Here is a 25,314-nt window from a genome sequence, read left to right as displayed (position 1 = left end):
CTACTCTTCCACACGGTATCCAAATTCTAACAACTGCTGGCGAGACTGCCGCCATTTTGGTTCAACTTTGACAAATAGTTTTAAATAAACGTCCCCGGAAATTAATTTTTGAATTTGTTGCCGGGCCGCACTCCCGATCGCCTGGAGCATACTACCTTTTTGCCCAATGATAATGCCCTTTTGGGAGCCCCTTTCCACTGTAATGGCAGCAAAAACATTGGTACGCTGGGGGGTTTCCTCCACCTTCTCAATGGCGATCGCCACGGAATGGGGCACTTCCTGGCGAGTAAGCAGCAAAATCTGTTCCCGAATTAACTCGCCCATAATGAAGCGTTCTGGCTGATCAGTGACCAAATCCGGCGGATAGTAATAGGGTCCAGGCTCCAGTCTTGTTTCCAGGGCACTCTGAAAATCACTTAAACCTTCCCCCGTCAAGGCGGAAAATTTAAAGCAGGGCCAGCCATGGTCTTCTGTCAGGGTTTCATAGCTAGCGTTAAGTTCTTCGCGCTGGTCTGGGGGTTGTTGATCCTGTTTATTAAGTCCCACCACCACCGGCCCATCACTTTTTTGGAGCAAATCCACCACAAACTGGTCTCCCCGACCCAAAGTTGCACTGCTATCTACCAAAAAAACGATCAGATCAACGCTATGGATAGCTTGGATGGCGTTTTTCACCAATACTCTCCCCAACTCATGGTGGGGCTTGTGAATACCAGGGGTATCGAGCAAAATCATCTGACAGGTAGGGGTGGTGACAATGCCCTGAAGTCGATTGCGGGTGGTTTGAGCCACCGGAGAAGTAATGGCAATTTTCTGTCCCACCAATTGGTTCATCAAAGTTGATTTGCCCACATTGGGACGGCCCACAATAGCCACAAAACCGGAACGAAAATCTGGAGGAGCCTGGGGAATAGTTGCAGTGGTGTTGGGGATATCCATCAAAAAAATTGAGCCTAAAAATTCCGCAGTTTATGGTGATCGGGAAGAAAAACTTTAAAAATGCCACTGAATTAATCAGCCACGGGAAAAGTCAAGGGAGTAAACCATCCCAAGAGAAAACGGCTTGCCAGCTTGACAAAAAAATATGTTGGGTTAACCCCCCTGTGCCATTCGGTAATCCTTCATCCTAGCCCTTGTGGAATCCCTTAATAATTCGTCATCATGGTGATATTGATTTTTTGGGTATCTTTTAGCTATGCGGCTGTAGGAGCGTGATGTTGGTTTCGGTGGCAATACCCCAGACTAAGATCACAAAAATTATTGATTATCCCTGAACCTTGTCACCATTTGCGGCGTCTAGAGGCCCACTCGCTAGGACACGGTGTAAAAAATTGACGACTGCACTACCTACCCTATTCTCCACCATCAATGACTTAGTCTAAGGCATTTTTGGGAAAGATGGTAACAGTGACAGTTATTCTGTTGCTCTTCATTAAGGAGTCATTCCGAATGCCCACCGCCAATCTCTCCTCCCCTACCTCCACCCCCACTTTCACCGCCGATATGGTGAGGTCCTATCTCCATGAAATTGGTCGGGTACCCCTGTTAACCCATGAGCAAGAAATTATCCTCGGCAAACAAGTCCAACAAATGATGGCTCTGCTGGAGCAGAGAAAAGCCCTGGCCGACAAGCTAGGCCGAGAGCCCTCCGATGGGGAATGGGCTGAAGCGGCGGATTTGTCGGTGACGAAACTACAGCGTTACCTGGGCCAAGGGGAACGGGCCAAACGCAAGATGATTGAAGCTAACCTCCGTTTGGTAGTGGCGATCGCCAAGAAATATCAGAAGCGGAATATGGAATTTTTGGATCTGATCCAAGAAGGTAGCCTCGGTTTAGAAAGGGGAGTAGAAAAATTTGACCCCACCAAAGGCTATAAATTCTCCACCTACGCCTACTGGTGGATCCGCCAAGCCATCACCCGGGCGATCGCCCAACAGGGCCGGACTATCCGTTTGCCCATTCACATCACCGAAAAGTTAAACAAAATCAAAAAAACCCAACGGGAACTCTCCCAACAGTTGGGTCGCAGTGCCACCCCCGCCGAAGTGGCCCAGGCCCTGGAAATTGATCCTAGTCAAATTCGCGAGTACCTCAGCCTGTCCCGCCAACCCATTTCCCTCGATGTGCGGGTGGGAGATAACCAGGACACGGAATTATCGGAACTGCTGGAGGACGAAGGAGTTTCCCCCGATGCCTACATCACCCAGGAGTCCATGCGCCAGGACTTGCAAAATTTGCTGGCGGAATTAACGCCCCAACAACAGGCGGTGCTGACCATGCGCTTTGGTCTTAACGATGGCCAGGAGCTGTCTTTAGCCAAAATTGGCCAGCATCTCAACATCAGCCGGGAAAGGGTCCGCCAATTAGAAAACCAAGCTCTTACCCAACTGAAGCGTCGGCGGGCTAATATGGCAGAGTATATTATCGCCAGTTAGTTGCCCAATTACGGTGCCACTCGGCCAGCATCTGGCCAAGCTAAATAGGACTGAGTTTTTTTCCCTCTGCCATGGTGGGGGGGAAATTTTTTTGCTTGGGCAGGGGAGCATTGAGGGCGGTTTCCAGATCAGCTTTGCCCAGGCGTTGTTCCAGAATATCCATTACTTCCCGACCGAAATCATTGGGGTTTTGTTGCCAAGCCTGGAGGCAAACTTCACCAAAAAATGAGCCAAGGGGTTCTGGATTCCAGAGTAATTTTTTGGCCGTCCAAGGCATCATGCTCATGGGGTCATAGCCTGGTTTAAGGATTTCTTTGTCCAGGGCATAGGTTTCTAAATGGGTGTGGGGTTGTAGCCCAATGAAGAAAATGGCCGGCTCCACTTTTTCGGCACCAAAAATAGCTTCCAATTCTCGGTGGTAGGCAATGGTTTGACGGATGGTATCCAGGGTTTCATCGATAACGTTGAAGGAATAATTGACGGAAACCAAATCGTTAAAGCCCGCTCCCTTTAGATCTCGACAGTTCTGCAACACGGTGCGGAGGTTGTAGCCCATGCGCATTTTCCGCACCAATTCCTGGGAGCCGCTGGTGATGCCAATTTCAAAGTAATTCATCCCCGTTTGCACCATCAGTTCACATAACCGTGGGGTTAAATTATCAGCCCGGATATAGGCCGCCCAGTGAATATCCTCCATACCCGAAGCGGCGATCGCCTCCAACAGCTCCACTACGTCATCGATGAAAACTTTAGCTGGAATAAATTGGGCATCAGTAAACCAAAAATTGCGGATGCCCCGGTCGTAGAGCTGTCGCATTTCCTGCACCACTTCAGCGGCGGGGTTAATTCTGACCTGTTTCCCTTCTACGACGGTGTAAACGCAGTAACAGCAATTGTGGGGACAACCCCGCTTTGTTTGTACCCCTAGGTAAAAATCATCTTCCTGGAGGTAATAGTCGAAGGCCGGCCAAATGGACTCGATGTAGCCATAATTACAGGCGGTTTTGACCATGGGGGAGGGCTGTTCATGGATTAACCGGGGCCGGGGCTGACTGCGGCCCACCACGTAACATCGTTCATCCTCAATGGCTTGCCCCCGCAAATATTTTTCCAGTAACGTCTCCCCTTCCCCTACTGACACAATGGTGCCCGCTGGCAACTTGGTTTTTAGCTGTTCATAAAAAACACTGACGGCGCCGCCCCCGACAATGATTTGGGGATCACTGCAATAAAGCTTTGCCCTCCGCAATCCCCGCTTGATTAAGCCCAAATTGCGCCATAATTCGCCGTAATAGACGCTGGTAACTTTCAAACCACCCAGAGCTCCCCTCAGTTTCACCAGGGGATTTTTGCCGTAGTAAAACTCAAACGCATTCTGGAGAGGATTGCCGCCCCTTCCCCCCACCGGGGCATAGATTTGAATATCCCGCCAGGAAAAAACCAAAATTGTCGGCTGGAATTCATCAATACATTCATCCAAAGCGCGGTTGAAATCTAGGGGAGGAATAGTGCCTAAATCAAAAATTCGCTGGGCGATCGCCGGAAAGCATTTATGGACATGGTCCGCCAGATAAACCACCCCAATGGGGAAAATTGGGTTACAGGGAAGACGAACGTACAAAAAGCGATCAGTCATGGCGTTGGGACACTGGTAGGGTGAGATCAGCGACGGGAGGGATTAGCCCCACCTCCTCACAATTGTAATATATCTTAATGATTGGCTGGGGCTGCCGAGCCCAGATTTTAACTGTTCCAGCCCCGGGTAATTGCCAAAGACAAAATAAAATACCCAGAAAAAATTTTCCTAAACCCATGGCAAAGCCAGAGTCAAAAAATTTGATTGTAATTATCTTTACAGCGAATCGGGATCAGCGGGTGTTAGCTTTGTCCAGAATAGTAAAAAGACCTTTTTTTAATAAAATCCCATGCCTGCCATGTCTCAAATTCTTGATCCCATCCCCAACGACCAGCCGTCAGCCCTATTCTGTTGCTACGTTAATGCCACCAATCAAATTCAAGTGGCTCGCATTACCAATGTCCCCAATTGGTATTTTGAAAGAGTTGTGTTCCCTGGTCAACGGTTAGTATTTGAGGCGGTGCCGAGTGCCCAGTTGGAAATTCACACTGGCATGATGGCGAGCTCAATTATTTCCGACACCATTCCCTGTGAACAGCTCAGCATCAACCCCGATGGACTGGACTCGGAAGGATTTGCTTCCCCAGAACCAGAAGACCAAAACGACTCTGCCGGAATCCCTTCCCAATCTTTAGTAGCCTAGGAAAACTCAAACCAGAGAGTGAAAAAAAGTCGCCGTTAACCTGACATACTCCCCGATGGAGAACCGGCACCATCATATAATTGAGCGGAAAGCATGGTAACCAGGCCCCGAACTCAATTAGTGGAATTAACGACGGTATGAAGATTTTATTTGTGGCGGCGGAAGTCTCCCCCCTAGCAAAGGTAGGTGGTATGGGGGACGTGGTGGGTTCCCTGCCCAAAGTTCTGCATCAGTTGGGCCATGATGTCCGTGTTTTCATGCCCTACTACGGTTTCATTAGCGACAAAATTGATGTGCCCTTGGAGCCGGTCTGGAAAGGGGAAGCCATGTTCCAGCAGTTTGCCGTTTACCAAGCTAACCTCCCCGATACCGACATTCCCCTTTATTTGTTTGGCCATCCTGTGTTCGATTCCCGTCGTATCTATGGGGGGGAAGATGAGGCTTGGCGTTTTACCTTTTTTTCCAACGGAGCGGCGGAATTTGCCTGGAACCACTGGAAGCCAGAAATTATCCACTGCCATGATTGGCACACCGGCATGATCCCTGTTTGGATGCACCAATCCCCAGACATTGCCACTGTATTTACCATCCACAATCTTGCCTACCAAGGGCCCTGGCGGGCTTTGTTGGAAAGTATGACTTGGTGTCCCTGGTATATGCAGGGAGATAATGTAATGGCGGCGGCGATCCAGTTTGCCAATCGGGTGACCACGGTTTCCCCCACCTATGCCCAACAGATTCAAACCCCTGCCTATGGGGAAAAACTAGAGGGGTTATTGTCCTACCTCAGTGGTAATTTAGTCGGCATTCTCAACGGCATTGATACGGAGACTTATAACCCAGCCGAAGACCGCTTTATTAGTAGCGCCTTTGACGCGGAAAGTTTAGATAAACGGGTAAAAAATAAAATTGCCATCCAGGAGGAGACGGGGTTAGAAATTAACCGTAATGCCATGCTGGTAGGCATAGTAGCGCGCTTGGTGGAACAGAAAGGTATTGATCTGGTGATTCAGATTCTTGACCGCTTCATGTCCTATACCGATTCCCAGTTAATTATCCTCGGCACTGGCGATCGCCATTACGAAACCCAACTTTGGCAGATGGCGTCCCGATTTCCTGGACGGATGGCGGTGCAATTACTCCACAACGATGCCCTTTCCCGTCGAGTCTATGCCGGAGCGGATGTGTTTTTAATGCCTTCTCGCTTTGAGCCTTGTGGCTTGAGTCAACTAATGGCCATGCGTTATGGCTGTATCCCCATTGTGCGGCGTACCGGTGGATTGGTGGATACGGTATCTTTCTATGATCCCATCAATGAAGCAGGCACTGGCTATTGCTTTGACCGCTATGAACCCCTGGACTGCTTTACCGCCATGGTGAGGGCCTGGGAAGGTTTTCGCTTCAAGGCCGATTGGCAAAAATTACAGCAACGGGCCATGAAGGCAGATTTTAGTTGGTACCGTTCCGCCGGAGAATATATCAAGGTCTATAAAGGTGTGTTGGGCAAGCCCCAGGAGTTGAGTCCCACAGAAGAGGAAAAAATTGCCAAGTTAACGGCTTCCTATCGCTAACAAACTCCCGGCAGTGAAGTAAAACTAAAACCTTAAACCCGAACCCCGCTCCACTGCCGACCCAGATTCTCCTTCCATAGGCAAATTTGAAAATTTTTCGTGCCCAATGCTTGTGATAAAACAAAAGCTATGTTAACGTTATAAATCGTGCCAATAAGGCACAACGGGTCGCTAGCTCAGCGGTAGAGCACTCGGCTTTTAACCGATTGGTCTTGGGTTCGAATCCCAGGCGACCCATATTTCTCCAAACATCTTACCTAAAGGCAGTCTCGGTCGCTCACCCTTGGAACTTTTCTTTTGCCATGCTTTTCCTCCTTGGTTGCTGCTGGCTTAATCCTCCCGTTCACAGCCGAGAGAAATTGCAAATAAAGGCTATATTGTAGTTAAGTTTCCCCCAGAGGGTTTTGGAACCATTTAGGAATGAATTTTTACTGGCCCCGTTTTGTTAAAGTCTTTTATCGCCGTGAGCCGATTTCCAGCTTCATTCTAGTTGTGGCGGCGGTGGATATGGTTATGGGTGGAGTAGATGGTAAGTGGAGTTTATTTTCCCTAGGCTTGATGGTGGCCCTGCTGGGGGTAGGAGTGCGTTGGTGGCAGTCGGAAAAAACTAAGGCGATCGCCGTTAAACAGCCTCCTCGCCGTTATTTACCCCCTAGTGGTGGCACCCAGCGCCAACCCTTACCTATGTTAACTAAGCAACATCGTCGCTGAGCCAGGGGGGCACTCCCCCAGTGGTGATCCAGGTCACTGGAAAGACTTCAGCAAAGGCTTGAATAACCAGGGGGCGAATCTCCTCAACGGTGAGACCAGGTAGGAACTGGTTTAAACTTCCCACCGGCCGATCGCCAATGCCACAGGGCACAATCTGGCTAAATCCTGCCAGATCAGGACAAATATTGAGGGCAAAACCATGGCAAGTGATCCAGCCACTGACCTTAATGGCGATCGCCGCCACCTTATGGCCCCCTAACCAAACCCCCGTTAAACCAGGAATACGCTCCCCCGGTAGGTCTAATTTGCCCAGGGTGACGATCAACACCTCTTCTAGTTGTCGCAAATACCAGTGCAAGTCCTTCTGGAAATGATTTAAATCCAGGATGGGATAGCCCACCAATTGTCCGGGACAATGATAGGTTACTTCCCCGCCCCGTTCCGTGCGCCACAATTCCGCCGGGGGATGTTCCGGGTCGAACTTCAGATACTTGGTTTGGGAACCAGTGCCCAGGGTATAGACCGGGGGATGCTCCAACAGCATCAGTCCGTCCTCCCGTTGGCGATCGCCTTGTTTGGACCTGACCCATTGGCGTTGATAGTGCCAGGCTTGGCAGTAGGGCACCAGCCCCAACGATAATAGACGACAGGAAGGATTGGCCATGGAGCTACAACGGAAACAGAATTAAGCTAAAGTTGCCAGAAATTAAGAAACGTAAAGAGATGCAAAGGAAAGTCAAAATCACCTAACGGATTAAGTCTTATTCAATACATAGTGCTAATCTGAAGATAGTCTTAGGGGTTGATTATTTACCACCACAATTCTCTGGAAGACTTTACCTCTACCCTAGGGATGGTTAAAAGTGAACCAAAGAATAACAATGTCAGGGTTATAATTCATCACTAAGCCCAAATTTATGGTGCTTTCTTCAATGATCCATACTTTCAATATCCTTAGCGACAAGGCGTTTCAAGTAATGATTCCACCCCACTGTTTCTGGGAATAGTTGCCTAATCTAACCTGGTTTTTAGAACCCAAGGTAGATCCACAAAAACCCAACCATTGCTCATTTTTTATTAATTTTACGAAGGGAGAATTCAGTATGAAACTGTTAATTCAGGGCAATAATATCACAGTTACTGAAGCGATTCATGATTACGTGGAAGAAAAAGTCGAGAGAGCAGTTAAACATTTTCAAAATCTAACTACCAAAGTTGATGTTCATCTTTCCGTGGCCCGCAACGCCCGCATTACTAACAAACATAAGGCGGAAGTAACGGTCTATGCCAACGGTACAGTGATCCGAGCCCAGGAAGGCAGTGAAAATCTTTACGCCAGCATTGATTTGGTGGCCGATAAAATTGCCCGTCAATTGCGGAAATATAAAGAACGTATCCAAGATAAGCAACATGGCAATGTCAAAACTAGCGAAATTGTTGAAGACAAGCCGGTGGAAGCAAATCTAATTGGCGATCGGGCTCCCGAATTACCTTCAGAAGTATTGCGGATGAAATATTTTGCCATGCCCCCCATGGCCATTGAAGAAGCCCTGGAACAGCTGCAGTTGGTGGACCATGACTTTTATATGTTCCGCAATAAGGACACCGATGAAATTAACGTTATCTACATCCGCAACCATGGCGGCTATGGCGTTATTCAGCCCCACCAAGCCAACTAGTTAATGACTGAAACTTAACCTCAAATAAAGCAGGGATGGGTCCGAAAGACCTGTCCTTTTTTGTTGTTGCTCAAAAACTTTATCCCATGGCCCCCTCAAATAAAAGCCCCTGGGCTAGCCTATAGCTGTTACTCACAGCGTCAGGCCCAGGGGAATAAACACACTTAAGAGGTACGATCCAGCAGTATGGCGACGAAATAGAATCTAGCGACTACGGGGCAACAAGGCCACGGGATTGACGGCATTAGTTCCGCCTACCCGAATTTCAAAGTGGAGGTGGGGACCAGTACTGCGGCCGGTACTCCCCATTTCCGCAATTTGTTGACCTTGTTCGACGTATTCTCCCCGACGCACCAACAAACGGTTGTTATGGGCATAGTAGGTAACACTGCCATCACCATGGCGAATTTTAACCAAATTACCAAAACCGCCGGAGTTCCAACCAGAAAAGACCACTTCTCCGGAGGCCGCTGCCATGATAGGGGTGCCAATGGGGGCGGCAATGTCAATGCCGCGGTGCATGCGACCCCAACGGGGACCAAAGCCAGAAGTGAAGACTCCCTTAGCAGGCCAGATGTAGCCATTAAACTGGGCTGGGCCGCGGGGAAAATCAGGAGTACTCAAACCCGGCAATTCGGGGCTAACTTCCTGGATAACCGGAATCTGAATACTGTCGTTGTAACTCTGCACTGGACTGGGGGCAGCACCAACAATTTGGGACTGACCGACAGAAGTAGAAAACTGACTCCTTTGTCCCTGGGGAGAATATTGCCGTTGCAATTGGGCTAAATCCTGCCGGGGCTGGTTGAACTTGGCAGGTAGGACTTGGGGGGAACGGGCTTGCCAATCAGGAACCGCTTCGTTGTTAACTTGGCGGGCAACGGTCACGGCCCTTTGGGGCACCATGAGAGTTCTGGTCGGTTGGGTTTGATTGAGCTGGGTTACCTCTGCCTTTAGTTGGGTTTGGTACTGGGCCTCCGGCTCATTCTGGGCCCTGGCCACCGTTGTCTGGGCTGGGTGCTGGGTGGAAACAAAACTAGGCAGGCTGGGGGTAGTGGATTCCGGAACTGCCGCCACGGTGGTGGGAGGGGGAATTACCAAAATCTGCTCTGCTTTGATCTCGTCAGGATTACTCAGACCATTTGCTTGTTGGATTATTTCTGGCTGAATGTCATGGGAATGGGCAATCTGACTGAGGGTGTCCCCTGGCTTCACTTGATAGGATATTTGATCGCCAACATCAGGGCTAACACTGGAAGGAGAGGGCAATGCCGCCATGGTCGGACTGGTTTCCAGCACCACCGGAGCCGTGGGCAATGGAGGCTGGGCCATGATCGCCGGGGCTGTGTCGGGGGGAATAACGGCGATCGCCACGGGCTGGTCAATGTTTAACGCCGTTTGCACTGGTTGGGCCGGCTGGGCCATACCATTCTGACGCAAATTATCTAAGGAAATATCTTCCCCAGAGGCTAAGGATTCATCTTGCCGTTGGGCTTTACTGGGAGCTGGGGCCACAGCGGGGAGAGTAGGCACGGGCATAGATTGGGGATTGGCCGGGCTGGAGCTAGGCTGAACTTCAATGGCGGTAAACTCTTCCGGCGCTACCACGGCAATGGGAATGGGGCGATCGCCATGGGCGGCGGCGGCCACTTCTACGGGGCTGGGCAGGGAAGCTTTTGTGTCGAGCTTAATGCCTGCATCTTCAGCGGTACTTTTAATTCTTTGGGAAGTTAACTTTTCTTCCAACGGTTCAACGACGGTGCCCTGCATCGGGCGACTCACATCGGCAACTAAAGTTTGGGCCTTAGGCTTAACGGCAATGGTATTAGCGGTGCTAGAAGACTGACCGGGAGCTAAGGATGAAGAGACAACCAGGGAATCAGTCTGCTCCAGGGGAGCTAGGGGCGGAATAGTGGCAGCAGGAGCTTGGTCGTTGGCCGCTTTTACTGAAGAACTAGGTCTGGGAATACTGAGTACTTGTCCTGCCTGCAACGCCGTATCAGTGCTGATGCTATTGGCCAGGGCAATGGCTTTGGCGTCCACTTGAAAAGCTTGGCTAATTTGCCAAAGGGACTCCCCTTCTTTGACTTGGTGCTTCAGGGAAGGGGAAGCCAGCACGGGCTCAGTGGGGGAGCCATGGGATTGGTCTAGGGACAAGTTACTCACCGCAACCAAGGGGGAGTTGCCAGAACTGGTGGCGGCGGTGGCGGTTTGGGAAAACAACATTCCCGTTGCTCCCATGGAAACAGCTAAACCCACCATTGCAGCAGAGCGGCGAACCCGACGGTATCCTTCGCCCAGGGGCACAGTACCCTCCTGTTTAGTGCTTCCATTATAAGAACTAGTCTCCATCAAAGGGGATGAACACGAGGGAAAAAATGTCGCCGGTTGATTGAGTACGTCTTTCAAGAAGAACCTCCTTGTGTGTGAATGAGCCTAAAACCTAGAGCTAGATTGTTAGACCGCCACAGCCATTTCAGGTTTGATGGGAGATTAAATTCCACTACTGAATTTGACTGAGCCAATATACCTAATGAAGAATGAAGACTGCTAAGAAAGATTAACCTGCTTTCAATGATTCGACAAGCTGGTAGAAATTCCTGTTTTTACAGAGTTGTGAAAAATAGTAACGAATTCAGATCAGTGGTTAACTGACCCCCTAGACGTAGGTCTCCGCTTTTTGTTTCTGGCAAATTTCCTTGCCCTGCCAAGCTTTTTCCCTAGCTGCTTTGCCTACTTTTCTCGGAAAAAATCCCCCGGTGATCGCCGAGAACCATTAGTCCTAGGTCTATTTTTAATCAGAAATTTTAATTGAATCGAGCCCTTGGCTAATTCGCTCCGGCCATCACAATTCCTTATCAGTTCACTAGTTCGATTTTGTCACTTTTGCCCCATCCCATTGCAGTGGCAGAATCTCCTCCCCAAGACTGCGTAACTGTCGCCGGGCCTCAAACAGGGCAATGGCGGTGCTGGAGGCCAAATTCAAGCTTCTCACCTTACCGTGGGGCATGGGAATGCAAAGTAACTGGGTAGATAAATCCCGCATCATCTGGGGTAAACCATCTGTTTCACTGCCCATCATCAGCCAATCCGTGGGTTGGTAAGTGTAGTCCCAAAAATTAACCGTGCCGGTGACGCTAAAACCGAGCAGGTTGCCCCCCTGGGTGCGCCAATGGGCAATAAATTCTTCGCAACTATTGTGATAATGGAGGTCAACATAGGGCCAATAGTCTAATCCCGCCCGTTTGAGATAGCGATCGCCCAGTTCAAAACCCAGGGGCCCGACCAGATGCAATTCTGTCCCAGTGGCAGCACAAGTTCGGGCGATATTGCCAGTATTAGGGGGAATTTGGGGATTAACTAGGACAATTTTCACCATAAAGGTTATTTTTACAGGATTTAATCAGGATTTATCCGAAAAATGGTCAAAAATATTTTCCCATGTCAGTAACGGAGATCACAAACTATTGATAAACAACAGTTATTAAACTGTCCCCTCAGCAAAAGTTTATGATTTTTTATCAGCTACTGAGGCCATCAGACTAAACTCAGTGTTTCATCCCGGGCTTTGGTTAGAGGTAGGCAGAGGTCCTGGGCCAGCATGGCTTCCTCTGTCTCCGTTTGGAGAATCGCCTCCTGGACAGTGGTTTGGGGACTTTTACCCTGCTCATATTGGCTCAACCATTGTTGGGCGGTGTTGCCTTCCCGCAGAATTTTCAGCAATGGTGGCAAAAAGCAAGCAAAGCCTTGGTATTTGGCTTCTGGTTGTACGGACTGGTATAACTCCTCAATCCATTCCTTGGCGGCGATCGCCCGACCATCCCGCCAATGGTGCAGGGTGCTGTCCAGGCTACTAACGGCGGCGGAGATTTCATTTTGATCCGCTAGGGCCAACAATTCCGAGGGGGTAAGTTGACTTTGTTGGAGGGGGTCCAGGGTGGGGTCGGCCAGCATTTGTTGTAAACGGGCTTCCAGTAGGGCCACGATCGCCAAAAGAGAAAGGGGATTAGTGACCAAATCGCAGATCCGTAACTCCAAACGGTTCAGATTATGGGGTCGATTATCGCCGTTGGGCCGCACCGCCGACCAAAGATGACGGACATTTTGCATAGTGCCCAGGGTCAATTGCTCCTCAGTCCATTGCACAAAATGAGCATGGCTAGTAAAGAGGGGCACTTCCCGGGGAGTTTTGGGGAACATCTGCCAACGACTGGAATGGTAGCCGGTTACCTGGCCATTTAAAAAAGGAGAAGAGGCACTAAGGGCCAAATATAGGGGTGCTTCCATCCGCACCAAACGACAGGCCCGCATCAATTCCTCTACATCAGGGATACCTATATTAATGTGAATGCTGGCGGTGACCACCTGGGTGCCGTAGGTTTGTTCGATGTAAGTGTGGTAGGGATTTTGGGGGTCAGAACGGTAAAAGGTGTCCGTCCCTCCCAGGGCCAGGCAACTGCCTGGTATTAACGTGTAGTCTTGCCCCAGTTGACTAAGGTAATGGCGCAATTGACGACGGGGCTGGAGGATGGCACACAACAGGCGATCATAGCTATTTATAGGGGGCGTAGTGTATTCCACATTACGGCTGTCCGGCTCCCGCACAAATCCACTTAAATCCCGCACAATGCGGTCGGAAAGCCCCACAATCTCCCCGGTCTTCTTGCCGGTATAGATTTCGACTTCTAACCCTTTAGTCAACTGCACTGCACTCGCCTCTTTAAAATTAGTTGGGGGGAAGACCACCAGGAAACATTAAATACGGAAAGGCGTTGAAAATGGATCAACACTCCGCTTCCCTAGTATCTCACCGCCTACCCCGCCAGGGCTAACAACTCTTCCGTTAACTCAAAGTTGCTGGTGACTGATTGCACATCGTCCAAGGATTCTAACGTCTCAATCATTTGCATGAGGGCCTTGGCTTGGTCTGGGTCAGCAATTTCCATGGTGTTTTCCGGCAACCAACGCAGTTCCGATTCTGCAATGGCAAAGCCGTGGTTCTGTAACACTTGGTTGAGGCTTTCCAGTTGACTCACTGCACTGAAAACTTCCACACCACCACCATCTTCCTCATCTAGCCATTCGTAACTTTCCCCCTCCCCCTCCAGCAAAGCTTCCAGCAATTTTTCCTCCTCCAGTTCCCCCTCCAAGCGAATTGCTCCTTTTTGGCTAAACATCCAACTGACACAACCGGTTTCTCCTAAATTGCCTCCTTTTTTGCTAAATGCCGCCCGCAGATCCGCCGCTGTGCGGTTGCGATTATCGGTGAGGGCTTCAATTAACACCGCTACTCCCCCTGGGCCATAGCCTTCATAGCGCATTTCTTCGTAGTTACTTTCCCCATCTTCATAAGTCCCTGCCCCCTTGGCGATCGCCCGGTCGATGCTGTCATTGGGAACCCCTGCGGCCCTGGCTTTTTCAATGGCTGTCCGCAGTTGAAAGTTGCCCGCCGGATCGGGAAGGCCCTGACGGGCGGCCACAATAATGGCCCGGGATAATTGGGTGGTGGTTTTACCTTTTTGGGCATCCACCCGTGCCTTTTGCCGTTTAATACTTTGCCATTTACGACCGCCCATTGGTCCTTACCGTCTAACGAACACCCCCATAATTATTCCATTTCTGGGGGAGAGGAAGAAACAGAGGTGGGGATCTCCTCCTCATCTTCGATCATGCCAGGGTCAATGAGGGTAATATCAAATTGCTCGTTGCCTGGAATGGTCCCAAATTGATCCCGGCGGCGGTACTCGTAGCGCACAGAGACCTGGGGACCCATGACAATTTCGTCTCCGGTCTGGATAGTATGTTCTTGTCTTTTTTTCCCATTGATCATGAGACCATTAACACTACTCTGTCCATCCTCGTCGCCGTCAATAATCCGATAAGCAGCCTGAACATCGTCGGAGGATTTACGCACCAGCACCGCATGGATACGGGAAACAAATTGGGATTTGATGCGGATGTCGGCCCTTGGCGATCGCCCAATGGTGTAGAAGGTTTCAGTGAGTAAAACTTCTCGATGGCCACCGTCATCTGAAATGATCAGGACGTGCTCTTGCAGGGGTTTTGCCGAGGGATCAGACATGGCCAGGGGAAAAAAGAACAAAGGCGGACGGTGACGGGCTAACTAAACTACCAACCCGGAGATTAGTCTACGGCGGAAAATTGGTGCCGCAAGCTCAGGGCATTCAACACCACCACAATGGAACTACTGGCCATCATAGCGGCGGCGATCGCCGGAGTCAGTACAATGGCAAAACTAGGCAAAAACGCCCCAGCGGCCAGGGGCACAGCCACCAGATTATAACCTAGGGCCCAAAGTAGATTCTGCTTGATTTTAGCCACCGTGCTACGACTCAGGGTCAAGGCTTTGAGCACATCGGACAATTGGGAGCGCATTAACACCACATCCGCCGTTTCCATGGCCACTGCCGTTGCCCCGGAGAGGGAAATGCCCACATTGGCCTGGGCTAGGGCTGGAGCGTCATTGATGCCGTCCCCCACCATGGCCACCACCGAGGCAGGATTTAACGCTTGCATTGCCTTAATTTTAGCCACCTTGGCCTGGGGCGTCATCTGGGCCTGGAATTCTGCAATACCTACCTCCATGGCGATCGCCTCGGCGATGGTGGGATGGTCACCGGTTAACAATAGGGGAGTAATACCCCAATGTTTCAGTTGGGCAATGGTGGCCTTAGCTTCCGGGCGGAGGGTATCCTGCAGGGCTAAAAATCCTTGCAATTGTTGATTGCGGGCCACAAAAATAACCGTTTTTCCCTGGTTACGCAGTTGGTCCACCTCTGTTTGCCATTGGGAGTGCCACATTACTCCCTTTTCCATGAGCCATTGTTGATTCCCCACCAATAGGCGATCGCCTTGGTACCAACCTTGCACCCCCTGCCCCGCTTCCGTTTCAATATTCTCCACTGGCAAAAGTTCCAGATCTTGGGCACTGGAGATTAATCCCTGGGCTAGGGGATGGCGGGTTCCCTGCTCCACCGAGGCCGCTAAGGTCAATAACTGGGCCGCTGGAATATCTATCACCGGAAACGTATCCGTTAGCTGTAAATTGCCCTGGGTGAGGGTGCCCGTTTTATCGAAGGCCATCACCGTAGTGCGCTGGAGAATTTCTAAAATGTTGCCCCCTTTGATCAGAATGCCCTGTTCAGCCCCTAAACTGGTGCCCACCAAAATTGCAGTGGGGGTGGCTAAGCCGAGGGCACAGGGACAGGCCACGACTAACACCGAAACGCTTAGTTTAAGGGCTAATAAAAGAGGAGAAAGTCCTGTGTCCGTAACCATCTGGGGGAAAAATGATTGCCCCACCGTGGCCCAAAAGGTCAACGTTCCCAAGGCGATCGCCATCACGCCATAGGCAAACCAGCCCGCCACCTGATCCGCTAACCGTTGCATGGGGGCTTTTTGGGTTTGGGCCGTTTCCACCAGTTGGATAATGCGAGCCAAGGTGGTGTCTGCCCCAATGTGGGTAGCCGCAATGGTAATGGCCCCGGACTGATTCCAAGCTCCGGCAATGACCGCGTCATCAATTTTTTTCTCCACGGGCAGGGATTCCCCCGTCAAGAGGGACTCATCCACCAGGGTTTTTCCCGCCACTAAAATGCCGTCCACCGGAATTTTCTCCCCTGGTAACACCTGCACCCATTCCCCCACCCGCACCTGTTCCACGGGAATTTCAATGCCAGTTTCCCCTTTTGTATCTCCCCTGCCCACCAGTCTGGCTAAGGAAGGTTGCAGGGCTAACAGTTCCGTCAAAGCAGATTTAGCTTTTTGTCTGGCCTTACTTTCTAGGGTTCTGCCCAGCAGTAGCACCCCCAATAGCATCACTGGCTCATCGAAAAAACATTCCCAGCCCAACCCGGGCCAAATCCAGGCAATGCAACTGGTGAGGTAGGCACTGCCAGTACCCAGGGCCACCAAGGTATTCATGTTGGCATGGCCAAATCGTAAACCCCGCCAACCATCGAAGAAAATTTCCCGCCCCGGTATGGCGATCGCCAAAGTAGCCAGACCCCAGTGGAATACAGGGTGATGGAAAAAGGGAATCATGGGGCCACCGAAATGGCTCAGATGACCCAGTGCCGATAGGAGCAGTAACACCAGGGCAATGGCCAAGCCCCAGTTAACGTTTTCTTTACTGCCGTTTTCCGCCCTTGGTAAAGCAATGCCCCCGTGGCCCTGACGAATTTGGCTGGCAAATCCCCGCTGACTCAAATGTTCGGCGATCGCCTGGGGAGTAATTTTTTCCGGAGCATAGCGTACCACCGCCACTGCTGTAACTAAATTGACGCAACTGTCTGTCACCCCGGCTAATTGACCCAATTGCCTTTCCACCGCCGCTACGCAACCCGCACACTTCATGCCCCCCACATCGAGGGTTAAACTACTGGTCTGATTTTGCCCATTGTCATCGTTGTCAGTCAGGGTTGATGCAGGGGTCGGGGAAAGTTGAACCATGGTAGAGGTAATAAAGTAAACAGGGCATCAGTCCCAATCATGGGGGAATTTTTTCCACCTTACCAAGCAATTTTGCTATCTGCCCCGGCACTCCCGCTCCTTGTTGAAGTTAAGGGCTTCCATATCCTCAATTGATCAATGGATGTGGATGGTCGCAAGTTATGTACCAAACTCTCTTCAACAGCTCACAGACCCCTTTAGGAACAACGGTTATGAACAGATACTCAATCAATGGCAGTGTCAGCCTACGCCAGGGCAGGGGAATTAAATCCTGATTAGTATGCAAACTAACAATGTTTAGAGAGCTTTAGCCTTTTGGGTTTTAGCTTTCATTTTGGCCGCACTTTGGCGCAAAGCCTGAAGACGGGTTTCATACTGTTTACGTTGGCGGCGGTTCGGGGTTTGTTCAATTAAAGTTTTGAAAGCACTACCAAGACTTTTATAGGCATTGGGCAAGGTGTAACCAAAACGGGTAGCAAGGGTAATGGCCTTTTCGTCCGCCTCGATCGCCTCTTTGATGCGTTTGTCGCCGTTATTTTTTTGCCAGAGCCGATAGCCAGAAATGCCACATAGTCCCAAGGCCAGGAGCAACAGCAATCCATCTTGCACCCACAGTTCTCCGACTGCCCCCCCTAAACCAATGGCCAGGGCCGCCATTTCCCAACCTTCCCGGGGAATGGTATCGCTTTGGACGCGGGCCACTTCGTGCCAAAACAGTAAATTCCGCTGGTCAATGGCCAGGTTTTCCCATTTGGCCAAATCCACCTGAATTTCAATCTCATCCCGGCCCAACTCCTCCGAACGGATCAGGGGCGGGTTAACTTCGGTGCTACCTTCCACCATTACCCAACTTTGGAGTTCCGGCGGCAGTAAACTTTTCAAGCGCCGTAGTTCACTCATTTCAGCGCGGGCCGTTGCAGAGGAGTAGGAGGTCATGGCAGTTTGCTATTTTCTTGACTGATCAACAGTGGATCTGGATAATCCTAACCCATTTTGACATTTTCCTTTGGCCCACCGCCAAGGCGATCGCCAGCAACCCGATAAATTTCGTTTTTCATGGGTTGAGTTGATGAATTTGGAGCATCATAGTAAGTCATAGGTCTGTATTGATAAAGCCATGAGCCAGTGTCTTAACCCCGATTGTCTAGCGGTTAACCCAGTCACCCATAGATTTTGTCAAAAATGCGGTCAAAAGCTTTGGCTCAAGGATCGTTATCAGGCTTTAAAGCTGATTGGCCAGGGAGGATTTGGTAAAACTTTTTTGGCGGTGGATTTGGATAAGCCATCCCAGCCCCGTTGTGTGATTAAGCAATTTTTTCCCCAGGGGCAGGGAACTGGATCTTTGGGCAAGGCGGCGGAGTTATTCCAGGAAGAAGCAAAACGCCTGGATGATTTGGGCAATCATGGGCAAATACCAGAATTGCTGGCCTATTTCATTGCCGATGATCAGCGTCAATATTTAGTTCAAGAATATGTCGAGGGAGAAAATTTAGCCCAGGAGTTAGAAAGTAAGGGGGTTTTTAATGAGGAAAAAATTCGAGCACTGTTGATGGACTTGTTGCCAGTGTTGGACTTTATTCATAGTCATCAGGTAATTCACCGGGACATTAAACCGGAAAATATTATTCGTCGTCAGTCGGATCAAAAATTAGTTTTGGTGGATTTTGGCGCAGCTAAGGCTGTCGAGCCTGGAAAACGCTCGGTCACGGGAACCATAATTGGCTCGGCGGAATATGTTGCCCCGGAGCAGATGAATGGGAAAGCGGTCAATGCCAGTGATTTGTACAGCTTAGGTGTCACTTGCTTACATTTATTGACAGGAATTTCCCCCTTTGACTTATTTGACCAGGGAGAACATGAATGGTGCTGGCGGGATTATTTAGTCAATAATTCAGTGAGCAATGAGTTATGCAATATTTTAGAAAAGCTGGTGATTTTGGGAATGAAAAAACGCTATCAAAGTGCTGCCGATGCGCTAAAAGATCTGGGCTTTATAACTCCAAAAGTTTCCACCCAGACGAACGTCAAGATACCGACTATACCCAAAACCAAACTGCAGTCAGGAAACACACAAACTCTAATTGACATTTTGCCTGGGGGAGTGAAATTAGAAATGATAAAAATTCCTGCTGGCAGCTTTATGATGGGCTCGAATCAAAAGGATAATGAAAAACCAATCCATCGAGTCACCTTGAGGGAATTTTATTTGGGTAAATATCCGGTTACGCAAGAACAGTAGCAAGCAGTAATGGGAAATAATTCTTCATACTTTAGTGGTAGTATTTTTAAGCCTAATCCTAAAAATCCAGTTGAGCAGATCAGTTGGAACGACGGCCAATCTTTTTGTAAAGATTTAGTAAGTTTAACTAGCAAAAAATATCGATTACCCACGGAAGCGGAATGGGAATACGCCTGCCGAGCCGGAACCCAAACCCTCTATTCCTTTGGGGATGATGAAGTACAGTTGGAGGATTACGCTTGGTATAGCAACAATTCAGGAGGGATAACCCATCCTGTAGGTCAAAAGAAACCCAATCCCTGGGGATTGTATGATATGCACGGCAATGTGTGGGAATGGTGCGATTATGATTGGCATAATAATGATCAAGAGGCACTAATCAATGGAGATGAGGACAAAAAAATATTTAGCAGTAAAGTTAAGCTACTTCGAGGTGGTTCTTGTATCGACAATCCTATAAACTGCTCTTCTTCCTTCCGCTTCGGTAACAGCCTAAACAATAGGTTCAGCAACAGCGGTTTTCGTTTAGTTCTGGATTGAGCCAGAGTTTGATTAATGTTTTCCCGCTTGCATCGGTCTATTTTGTGTGACTAGAAATAATCAGCCCAGTGGAATGTGTTAGCGATAGGGCAGCGCCCTATAACGCAAAGTGTATAATATTTACGTCAAATGCACACGGTTAACTAACTTCAAAGCAAAAATTGATTACGTCCTTTGGCAACCAAGCAACTGCTGACCTATTCAACGGTATCAATAGCCGAAATTCAAGAAGAATCCCATCTGAGATTACACAAAAAGCCTTGAATAAATTGGATATTTTAAACGCTGTTGAGAAGTTGGAAGAACTAAATAGTCCCCCCGGCAATCGTTTAGAAGCACTCAAGGGAAACTTAAAAGGATTTTATAGTATTCGGATTAACAACCAATGGCGAATCATTTTTCAATGGCAAAATGGTAATGTCAGTCAAGTCCAAATTATTGATTATCACGATTAAATAATATGCTCCCAACCAATCGCCTCCCCACCCATCCCGGAATCATTCTCTTAGAAGAATTTCTTGAACCCATGAACATCACTCAAGAAACCCTAGCCACTTATTTGAATATTTCAGTAAAACAAATCAATGAAATTATTCAAGAAAAAAATGAAATTACCCCCAAAATAGCCTGGTTATTAGCTCAAGCTTTTGATACTACACCACAGTTTTGGATGAACTTACAGACTAATTATGACTTAGCCTTAAACAAACCACAAGAAACCAAACAAGCAATAAAAGTTTGAAGAATTTGTTGTTGGAGGATGCGATAGTCTGAGCCAGAAATATTTATTCTTGATTGACTGCAGTACTTTAGTTGTATTAGGCTACATTAGCCACAGCGTGAAATATTCAAGAACGGCGATCGCCCTCAATCTCTCAGGGGTCTGATGCTAGGTAAAGCATTAAGTTTGGTTTTTTGCTATAACCACCTGACCACCTCAAAGGCAATTAAGGCGATCAACCCACCCCCGTCCCAAATGACACCGGAGCTTTAGTCAGGGTTTTCTCGTGCAATGATTTGATAGAATTTAAACCGTCTGCCCAGGTTTTAACTCCCTGCATACCAAGGGATCCCCCAAGAGATTTAAGAGATACAACCACCATGATCTACGACATTTTCATGCCGGCCCTGAGTTCCACCATGACCGAGGGGAAAATTGTTTCCTGGACTAAGTCCCCCGGCGACAAAGTGGAAAAAGGCGAAACTGTCTTGGTGGTGGAATCGGACAAGGCCGATATGGACGTGGAGTCCTTTAATGAAGGTTACCTGGCCGCTATTCTAGTCCCCGCAGGGGAAGAAGCCCCCGTGGGAGCAACCCTAGGGTTAGTGGCGGAAACGGAAGCAGAAATTGCCGAAGCCCAAGCTAAAGCAGGCTCTGGTGGTTCCTCCAGTGCGCCCCCTGCTCCAGCCCCCCAACAACCGGAACCAGCGGCGATCGCCACTGCAACTACCACAGAAACAGCCCCTACCCCCAGCAGTAATGGCCATGGCAATGGCAAGGGTAGTGGCAGGATTGTTGCTTCCCCCCGGGCAAAAAAACTAGCCAAAGAATTAAAAGTTGATCTGGCCACCGTGGCTGGCACCGGTCCCCACGGCAGAATTGTGGCCGCCGATATTGAAGGTGCCGCCGGTAAACCCGTCAGTGCTCCCATCGCTTCCCCCAGTGTCCCTGCCCCGAAAGCATCTCCCGCCCCTGCTCCAGCGGCAACCTCTACCCCCACTATCCCCAGTGTTCCCGTCGGTCAGACAGTGCCTCTGACCACTTTCCAAAAAGCTTTGGTGCAAAATATGGTGGCCGCCATGGCCGCTCCCACGTTCCGGGTGGGCTACACCATTACCACCGATGGGTTGGACCAACTTTATAAGCAAATCAAGGGCAAAGGGGTGACCATGACCGCCCTGTTGGCCAAAGCAGTGGCCCTGGCTTTGAAAAAACATCCCATTGTCAATGCCAGCTACACAAACCAAGGTATTACTTACCATAAAGATATAAATATTGCCCTGGCGGTGGCCATGCCGGATGGCGGTTTAATTACCCCGGTGTTGCAAAACGCAGACCAAGTGGATATCTATTCCCTCTCCCGCCGTTGGAAAGAATTGGTGGACCGGGCCCGGGCCAAGCAGTTACAACCCGAAGAATACAGCAGTGGTACTTTCACCATTTCTAACCTTGGTATGTTTGGGGTAGACCGGTTTGACGCCATTCTGCCACCGGGACAGGGGGGAATTTTGGCCGTGGGCGCTTCCCGCCCCCAGGTGGTGGCCAATGATGAAGGTTTAATTGGTACCAAACGGCAAATGGGAGTTAACGTCACCTGTGACCATCGGGTCATCTATGGGGCCCACGCCGCCGCCTTCCTCAAGGATTTGGCCGCCATTATTGAAGAGAATGCTCAGTCTTTGACTATGTAATCCTTTGCCAACTAGGTCAGTTTGGCTGGAGAAGTCCCCCAACTCGTTCAGTTTTGGGGGACTGTCTTTTGGCGCATTTGCCAGCTACTGGGGAAGTTTGAAGTCCAAGATGGCACTGGGCAAACGAGTTCACAAAAGAATCAAAATTTTTTCAAGTTTTCTAATCAGTAACCGGTGCTGGCCAACCCAGACGGGTCGGCTGTTTATAAATCCGGTATAGGGTTCTTAGATCCCTAGGGGAAATCGCCGGTACATTGGCAGTCTGGGCTGGGTATAAAGCATCTTCTTCGCGGTCACTGTGCCCCCAAATGCCCAGGGCGTGACCTAATTCGTGGCGGGCGGTACCTTGGAGGGAAAGGGGGGCTAGGCCTGGTTTGATGGCAATCGCCATGCGGTGACGCAGTTGGGGTGGAGATATGTCAGTCCAATAAAATTCATAGCTAGCCTGGGCGGTGCGGGCTCGACCAAAACTAACCAAGCCCGTTTCCGGGTCCACTGTACGGGCCAGGGGCGGCTCTCGGTAAAAAATGGCAATGTCAGCCTCGGTGGTGTTTTCAACTATGGTGAGGGGGAAAAAACTCTGCCAGTCGGCGATCGCCGTTTTAATGGCCTGTTGCCAGGTGTAGTAACGTTTCTGGGCAGCACTGCCGGGGGTTAATGCGGGGGGATAATCCACCGCTACAGTGACAGGAAATCTAGACCAGACTAGATGCCCGAGGGGGGAAGATTGCACTTGGGCAAAATAGTCACTGCCATCATCCCCAGGGAGACTGCGATTCTCCAGGCTAATGCCCAAATCTACCAATTCAGGGGGGAGGGGATGAACTTGGAGTGCTGGTAAAGTCGGCTTGTCCCCATTGCTGGCGATCGCCGGTAGCTTAACCAGTAGTAAAGCCAACAACAATAGGGCCAGGAACCGTGCCCAGGGTTTTATGCGTTCTTTCAAAATTCTTACCCCCGTGGAGCAAACCCCTCAACCGCCAACGCCGGAGGCAGCATCGCCCAAAGCCTGGCCAGATCAAAGAAGTTTTGGCGATCGAGAAGAGTCAAATCGTCCCCCATATCCCCTAACTTAATTGGCTAGCCAGCCAGCACTCAAAATGATGGTCAGCCCAATGAAAATAATGCTCAGGGTCCAGGTCACTTGGTTGAGGGTTTTTTCTGCACTTTTGGCACTGGTAAACAATTGGGCTTGGCCACCAATGCCAGCAATGCCATCCCCTTTAGGGCTGTGGAGCAACACCAGTACGGTCAACAGGGCGGCGGAAGCCATCCAAATAATTCTTAGAACAGTAATTAAAGTCATAACAATCTAGCGCCCCTCGGCGATCGTGCAGGCTTCCCATTTTAGCGCGTTTAACCACCCTACCTAACGGGAGAGGTTAACCGGAGTGCGATTGGTCTTAATTTCCACCAAGGGCTGATCAATTAGGGTTTTACCGGTCATTTCTGCTGGAACAGGCAACTGCAAAATATCCAAAATCGTGGGGGCAATGTCCGCCAGCTTCCCCCCTTCCCGCAGCTTGACTTCGCCACCATGGCCAGGAATTTTGCGTCCTTCCCCTTCCACCAAAATAAACGGCACTGGGTTGGTGGTGTGGGCGGTCCAGGGATTACCCGACTCATCGCTCATATATTCCGCATTGCCATGGTCGGCGGTGATTAACACGGTGCCCCCCATTTTAGCGGCACTGGCCAGGAGGCGTCCCACATTGAGGTCGACGGTTTCGATCGCCTGAATCGCTTCTTTGAGTTTACCGGTGTGCCCCACCATATCGGGATTGGCATAGTTGACCACCACCAGGGAGTAAATGCCTTTTTCCATGGCTCGACAAACCGTATCGGTAACGGCTTTGGCAGACATTTGGGGCGCTTTGTCGTAGGTGGATACCATGGGGCTTTGAATTAGCTCCCGGTCTTCCCCGGCAAAGGGTTGTTCCAAACCGCCATTGAAAAAGTAGGTGACATGGGGATATTTTTCCGTTTCTGCCGTGCGGAACTGCTTCATTCCGTGGCGGGCAACAATCTCTCCCAAAATGTTATTCAGATTTTGCGGCTCAAAGGCCACAACCACTGGCAGGGCAGGATCGTACTGGGTGAAGGTGACAAAATCTAGGGGCTGAATCCTTTCCCTGGGAAAACCATCAAAGCTGGGGTTAACCAAAGCGTAGCAAAGTTGTCTAGCCCGGTCGGGACGAAAGTTGTAGAAGATGACCCCGTCCCCAGAGGCGATCGCCCCGGTGCCTACTCTAGTGGGGGGAATAAATTCATCGGTAATGTCGTTGGCGTAATAATCTTTCACCACCTGGGCAGCACTACGGCCATCCCCTACCCCATCCTCTGTCATGACTCGATAGGCCTTTTCCACCCGGTCCCAACGGCGGTCGCGGTCGAGGGCGTAATAGCGGCCACTGACACTGACAATACGCCCCAAACCAATTTTGTCGAGATGGGCTTGGATTTGTTGGACAAAATGGGCCCCTTCATTGGTGGGGGTATCCCGGCCATCGGTAATGGCGTGGATGCAAAGTTGACTAATGCCTTGGAGTTTAGTCAAGTCAATTAGCCCTAAAAGATGGTCAATGTGGGAGTGAACTCCCCCGTCGGAACAAAGACCGATTAAATGCAATTTGCCACGGCGATCGCGCACCCGTTGGCAGACTTTCACCAAGGCTTCATTCTCAAAAAAACTACCGTCTTCAATGGCGTCACTAATACGTACCAACTCCTGGGGCACCACCCGCCCAGCGCCTAAATTGAGGTGACCAACTTCGGAGTTACCCATTTGACCTTTGGGCAAACCCACATCTTTCCCGGAGGTATTCACCAGGGTATTGGGGTAAGCCGTGATCAGACTATCCATAATGGGGGTGTTAGCCTGGGCAATTGCATTTGCGCGGGTATCTGGGCGATAGCCCCAGCCATCTAGGATGACCAGAACCACCGGGGCGATCGGTGCCTCTGCCATGGTTATT

At 49.9% G+C, this 25,314-nt stretch carries 20 protein-coding genes, 1 tRNA gene and 2 pseudogenes; 10 read left to right on the top strand and 13 right to left on the bottom strand.

Annotated features, from left to right (window positions below; translation table 11 throughout):
• The gene (gene era, locus IQE94_RS12355) at nt 1–939 is read right to left on the bottom strand and encodes a GTPase Era (protein WP_190596878.1); all 939 of its coding nucleotides are present in this window, start codon (nt 937–939) and stop codon (nt 1–3) included.
• A 459-nt stretch (nt 940–1,398) separates the two neighbouring features.
• On the opposite strand from era, the gene IQE94_RS12350 reads away from it, so the two are divergent.
• Complete coding sequence (locus IQE94_RS12350) at nt 1,399–2,436, top strand: RNA polymerase sigma factor, RpoD/SigA family (protein ID WP_370630475.1); 1,038 nt, start codon at nt 1,399–1,401, stop codon at nt 2,434–2,436.
• Nucleotides 2,437–2,476: 40 nt separating this feature from the next.
• Here the strand turns inward: IQE94_RS12350 and IQE94_RS12345 are convergent, their stop codons facing one another.
• Nucleotides 2,477–4,072: a photosystem II high light acclimation radical SAM protein gene (locus tag IQE94_RS12345; RefSeq protein ID WP_223342049.1), complete on the bottom strand. Its 1,596-nt coding sequence runs from the start codon at nt 4,070–4,072 to the stop codon at nt 2,477–2,479.
• A 176-nt stretch (nt 4,073–4,248) separates the two neighbouring features.
• On the opposite strand from IQE94_RS12345, the pseudogene IQE94_RS12340 reads away from it, so the two are divergent.
• From IQE94_RS12340 to IQE94_RS12325, 4 genes and pseudogenes are all read left to right on the top strand, one after another.
• Nucleotides 4,249–4,715, top strand: a pseudogene (locus IQE94_RS12340) (DUF1830 domain-containing protein).
• Between the two features lie 137 nt (nt 4,716–4,852).
• Complete coding sequence (gene glgA / locus IQE94_RS12335) at nt 4,853–6,286, top strand: glycogen synthase GlgA (RefSeq protein WP_223342048.1); 1,434 nt, start codon at nt 4,853–4,855, stop codon at nt 6,284–6,286.
• A gap of 165 nt (nt 6,287–6,451) precedes the next feature.
• Nucleotides 6,452–6,523: transfer RNA gene (locus IQE94_RS12330), tRNA-Lys, on the top strand.
• Between the two features lie 183 nt (nt 6,524–6,706).
• On the top strand, nt 6,707–6,997 hold the full coding sequence (locus tag IQE94_RS12325; RefSeq protein WP_223342047.1) for a hypothetical protein: 291 nt from the start codon (nt 6,707–6,709) through the stop codon (nt 6,995–6,997).
• Here IQE94_RS12325 and lipB read toward each other — a convergent pair.
• On the bottom strand, nt 6,978–7,661 hold the full coding sequence (gene lipB, locus IQE94_RS12320; protein ID WP_223342046.1) for a lipoyl(octanoyl) transferase LipB: 684 nt from the start codon (nt 7,659–7,661) through the stop codon (nt 6,978–6,980). The two genes, IQE94_RS12325 and lipB, sit on opposite strands and share 20 nt — an antisense overlap.
• 439 nt (nt 7,662–8,100) lie before the next feature.
• Between lipB and hpf the strand changes: the two genes are divergently transcribed.
• Entirely contained in the window at nt 8,101–8,676 is a 576-nt protein-coding gene (gene hpf, locus IQE94_RS12315; RefSeq protein ID WP_190596890.1) for a ribosome hibernation-promoting factor, HPF/YfiA family, read from the top strand.
• A gap of 204 nt (nt 8,677–8,880) precedes the next feature.
• Here hpf and IQE94_RS18905 read toward each other — a convergent pair whose 3' ends face one another.
• The 7 genes from IQE94_RS18905 to IQE94_RS12280 all read right to left on the bottom strand — a co-directional run bounded on the left by IQE94_RS18905 (nt 8,881) and on the right by IQE94_RS12280 (nt 18,084).
• On the bottom strand, nt 8,881–11,028 hold the full coding sequence (locus IQE94_RS18905; RefSeq protein ID WP_223342045.1) for a peptidoglycan DD-metalloendopeptidase family protein: 2,148 nt from the start codon (nt 11,026–11,028) through the stop codon (nt 8,881–8,883).
• Nucleotides 11,029–11,542: 514 nt separating this feature from the next.
• On the bottom strand, nt 11,543–12,055 hold the full coding sequence (gene trmL / locus IQE94_RS12305) for a tRNA (uridine(34)/cytosine(34)/5-carboxymethylaminomethyluridine(34)-2'-O)-methyltransferase TrmL (RefSeq protein ID WP_212718780.1): 513 nt from the start codon (nt 12,053–12,055) through the stop codon (nt 11,543–11,545).
• Nucleotides 12,056–12,213: 158 nt separating this feature from the next.
• Nucleotides 12,214–13,383, bottom strand: a complete 1,170-nt coding sequence (gshA, locus tag IQE94_RS12300; RefSeq protein WP_212718779.1) for a glutamate--cysteine ligase — start codon at nt 13,381–13,383, stop codon at nt 12,214–12,216.
• 107 nt (nt 13,384–13,490) lie between these two features.
• A complete protein-coding gene (locus IQE94_RS12295; protein WP_212718777.1) occupies nt 13,491–14,252 on the bottom strand; it encodes a YebC/PmpR family DNA-binding transcriptional regulator in 762 nt (253 codons plus the stop codon).
• Between the two features lie 32 nt (nt 14,253–14,284).
• Nucleotides 14,285–14,758 (bottom strand): FHA domain-containing protein, encoded by a 474-nt coding sequence (locus tag IQE94_RS12290; RefSeq protein ID WP_194013812.1) that lies wholly within the window; start codon nt 14,756–14,758, stop codon nt 14,285–14,287.
• Nucleotides 14,759–14,820: 62 nt separating this feature from the next.
• Entirely contained in the window at nt 14,821–17,148 is a 2,328-nt protein-coding gene (locus tag IQE94_RS12285) for a cation-translocating P-type ATPase (RefSeq protein WP_212718776.1), read from the bottom strand.
• A gap of 297 nt (nt 17,149–17,445) precedes the next feature.
• A complete protein-coding gene (locus IQE94_RS12280; protein ID WP_190596904.1) occupies nt 17,446–18,084 on the bottom strand; it encodes a DUF3318 domain-containing protein in 639 nt (212 codons plus the stop codon).
• Between the two features lie 181 nt (nt 18,085–18,265).
• On the opposite strand from IQE94_RS12280, the pseudogene IQE94_RS12275 reads away from it, so the two are divergent.
• From IQE94_RS12275 to IQE94_RS12260, 4 genes and pseudogenes are all read left to right on the top strand, one after another.
• Nucleotides 18,266–19,927, top strand: a pseudogene (locus IQE94_RS12275) (SUMF1/EgtB/PvdO family nonheme iron enzyme).
• Nucleotides 19,928–20,088: 161 nt separating this feature from the next.
• A complete protein-coding gene (locus IQE94_RS12270) occupies nt 20,089–20,382 on the top strand; it encodes a type II toxin-antitoxin system RelE/ParE family toxin (RefSeq protein ID WP_223342044.1) in 294 nt (97 codons plus the stop codon).
• A 5-nt stretch (nt 20,383–20,387) separates the two neighbouring features.
• Nucleotides 20,388–20,669 carry a HigA family addiction module antitoxin gene (locus IQE94_RS12265; RefSeq protein ID WP_194019399.1) on the top strand — a complete coding sequence of 94 codons (282 nt, stop codon included), beginning with the start codon at nt 20,388–20,390 and terminating at the stop codon, nt 20,667–20,669.
• Nucleotides 20,670–21,028: 359 nt separating this feature from the next.
• Nucleotides 21,029–22,339 (top strand): dihydrolipoamide acetyltransferase family protein, encoded by a 1,311-nt coding sequence (locus tag IQE94_RS12260; protein WP_223342043.1) that lies wholly within the window; start codon nt 21,029–21,031, stop codon nt 22,337–22,339.
• 160 nt (nt 22,340–22,499) lie between these two features.
• Here the strand turns inward: IQE94_RS12260 and IQE94_RS12255 are convergent, their stop codons facing one another.
• The 3 genes from IQE94_RS12255 to gpmI all read right to left on the bottom strand — a co-directional run bounded on the left by IQE94_RS12255 (nt 22,500) and on the right by gpmI (nt 25,307).
• Complete coding sequence (locus tag IQE94_RS12255; RefSeq protein ID WP_223342042.1) at nt 22,500–23,285, bottom strand: matrixin family metalloprotease; 786 nt, start codon at nt 23,283–23,285, stop codon at nt 22,500–22,502.
• Nucleotides 23,286–23,411: 126 nt separating this feature from the next.
• Nucleotides 23,412–23,645 (bottom strand): preprotein translocase subunit SecG, encoded by a 234-nt coding sequence (gene secG, locus IQE94_RS12250; RefSeq protein ID WP_010873234.1) that lies wholly within the window; start codon nt 23,643–23,645, stop codon nt 23,412–23,414.
• Nucleotides 23,646–23,708: 63 nt separating this feature from the next.
• Nucleotides 23,709–25,307 carry a 2,3-bisphosphoglycerate-independent phosphoglycerate mutase gene (gpmI, locus tag IQE94_RS12245; protein WP_190596915.1) on the bottom strand — a complete coding sequence of 533 codons (1,599 nt, stop codon included), beginning with the start codon at nt 25,305–25,307 and terminating at the stop codon, nt 23,709–23,711.
• Nucleotides 25,308–25,314: the final 7 nt, after the last annotated feature.

The sequence above is a fragment of the Synechocystis sp. PCC 7339 genome (assembly GCF_019924095.1).
Classification (GTDB): domain Bacteria; phylum Cyanobacteriota; class Cyanobacteriia; order Cyanobacteriales; family Microcystaceae; genus Synechocystis.
The sequence above is the reverse complement of the archived record's forward strand: the minus strand, read 5'-3'. Positions and strand labels throughout refer to the sequence as shown.

What these genes read in the sequence shown, in the direction of transcription:
- era (WP_190596878.1), bottom strand. Translation starts at nt 939, where the DNA reads ATGGATATCCCCAACACCACTGCAACTATTCCCCAGGCTCCTCCAGAT.
- IQE94_RS12350 (WP_370630475.1), top strand. Translation starts at nt 1,399, where the DNA reads ATGGTAACAGTGACAGTTATTCTGTTGCTCTTCATTAAGGAGTCATTC.
- IQE94_RS12345 (WP_223342049.1), bottom strand. Translation starts at nt 4,072, where the DNA reads ATGACTGATCGCTTTTTGTACGTTCGTCTTCCCTGTAACCCAATTTTC.
- glgA (WP_223342048.1), top strand. Translation starts at nt 4,853, where the DNA reads ATGAAGATTTTATTTGTGGCGGCGGAAGTCTCCCCCCTAGCAAAGGTA.
- IQE94_RS12325 (WP_223342047.1), top strand. Translation starts at nt 6,707, where the DNA reads ATGAATTTTTACTGGCCCCGTTTTGTTAAAGTCTTTTATCGCCGTGAG.
- lipB (WP_223342046.1), bottom strand. Translation starts at nt 7,661, where the DNA reads ATGGCCAATCCTTCCTGTCGTCTATTATCGTTGGGGCTGGTGCCCTAC.
- hpf (WP_190596890.1), top strand. Translation starts at nt 8,101, where the DNA reads ATGAAACTGTTAATTCAGGGCAATAATATCACAGTTACTGAAGCGATT.
- IQE94_RS18905 (WP_223342045.1), bottom strand. Translation starts at nt 11,028, where the DNA reads ATGGAGACTAGTTCTTATAATGGAAGCACTAAACAGGAGGGTACTGTG.
- trmL (WP_212718780.1), bottom strand. Translation starts at nt 12,055, where the DNA reads ATGGTGAAAATTGTCCTAGTTAATCCCCAAATTCCCCCTAATACTGGC.
- IQE94_RS12295 (WP_212718777.1), bottom strand. Translation starts at nt 14,252, where the DNA reads ATGGGCGGTCGTAAATGGCAAAGTATTAAACGGCAAAAGGCACGGGTG.
- IQE94_RS12290 (WP_194013812.1), bottom strand. Translation starts at nt 14,758, where the DNA reads ATGTCTGATCCCTCGGCAAAACCCCTGCAAGAGCACGTCCTGATCATT.
- IQE94_RS12285 (WP_212718776.1), bottom strand. Translation starts at nt 17,148, where the DNA reads ATGGTTCAACTTTCCCCGACCCCTGCATCAACCCTGACTGACAACGAT.
- IQE94_RS12280 (WP_190596904.1), bottom strand. Translation starts at nt 18,084, where the DNA reads ATGACCTCCTACTCCTCTGCAACGGCCCGCGCTGAAATGAGTGAACTA.
- IQE94_RS12265 (WP_194019399.1), top strand. Translation starts at nt 20,388, where the DNA reads ATGCTCCCAACCAATCGCCTCCCCACCCATCCCGGAATCATTCTCTTA.
- IQE94_RS12260 (WP_223342043.1), top strand. Translation starts at nt 21,029, where the DNA reads ATGATCTACGACATTTTCATGCCGGCCCTGAGTTCCACCATGACCGAG.
- secG (WP_010873234.1), bottom strand. Translation starts at nt 23,645, where the DNA reads ATGACTTTAATTACTGTTCTAAGAATTATTTGGATGGCTTCCGCCGCC.
- gpmI (WP_190596915.1), bottom strand. Translation starts at nt 25,307, where the DNA reads ATGGCAGAGGCACCGATCGCCCCGGTGGTTCTGGTCATCCTAGATGGC.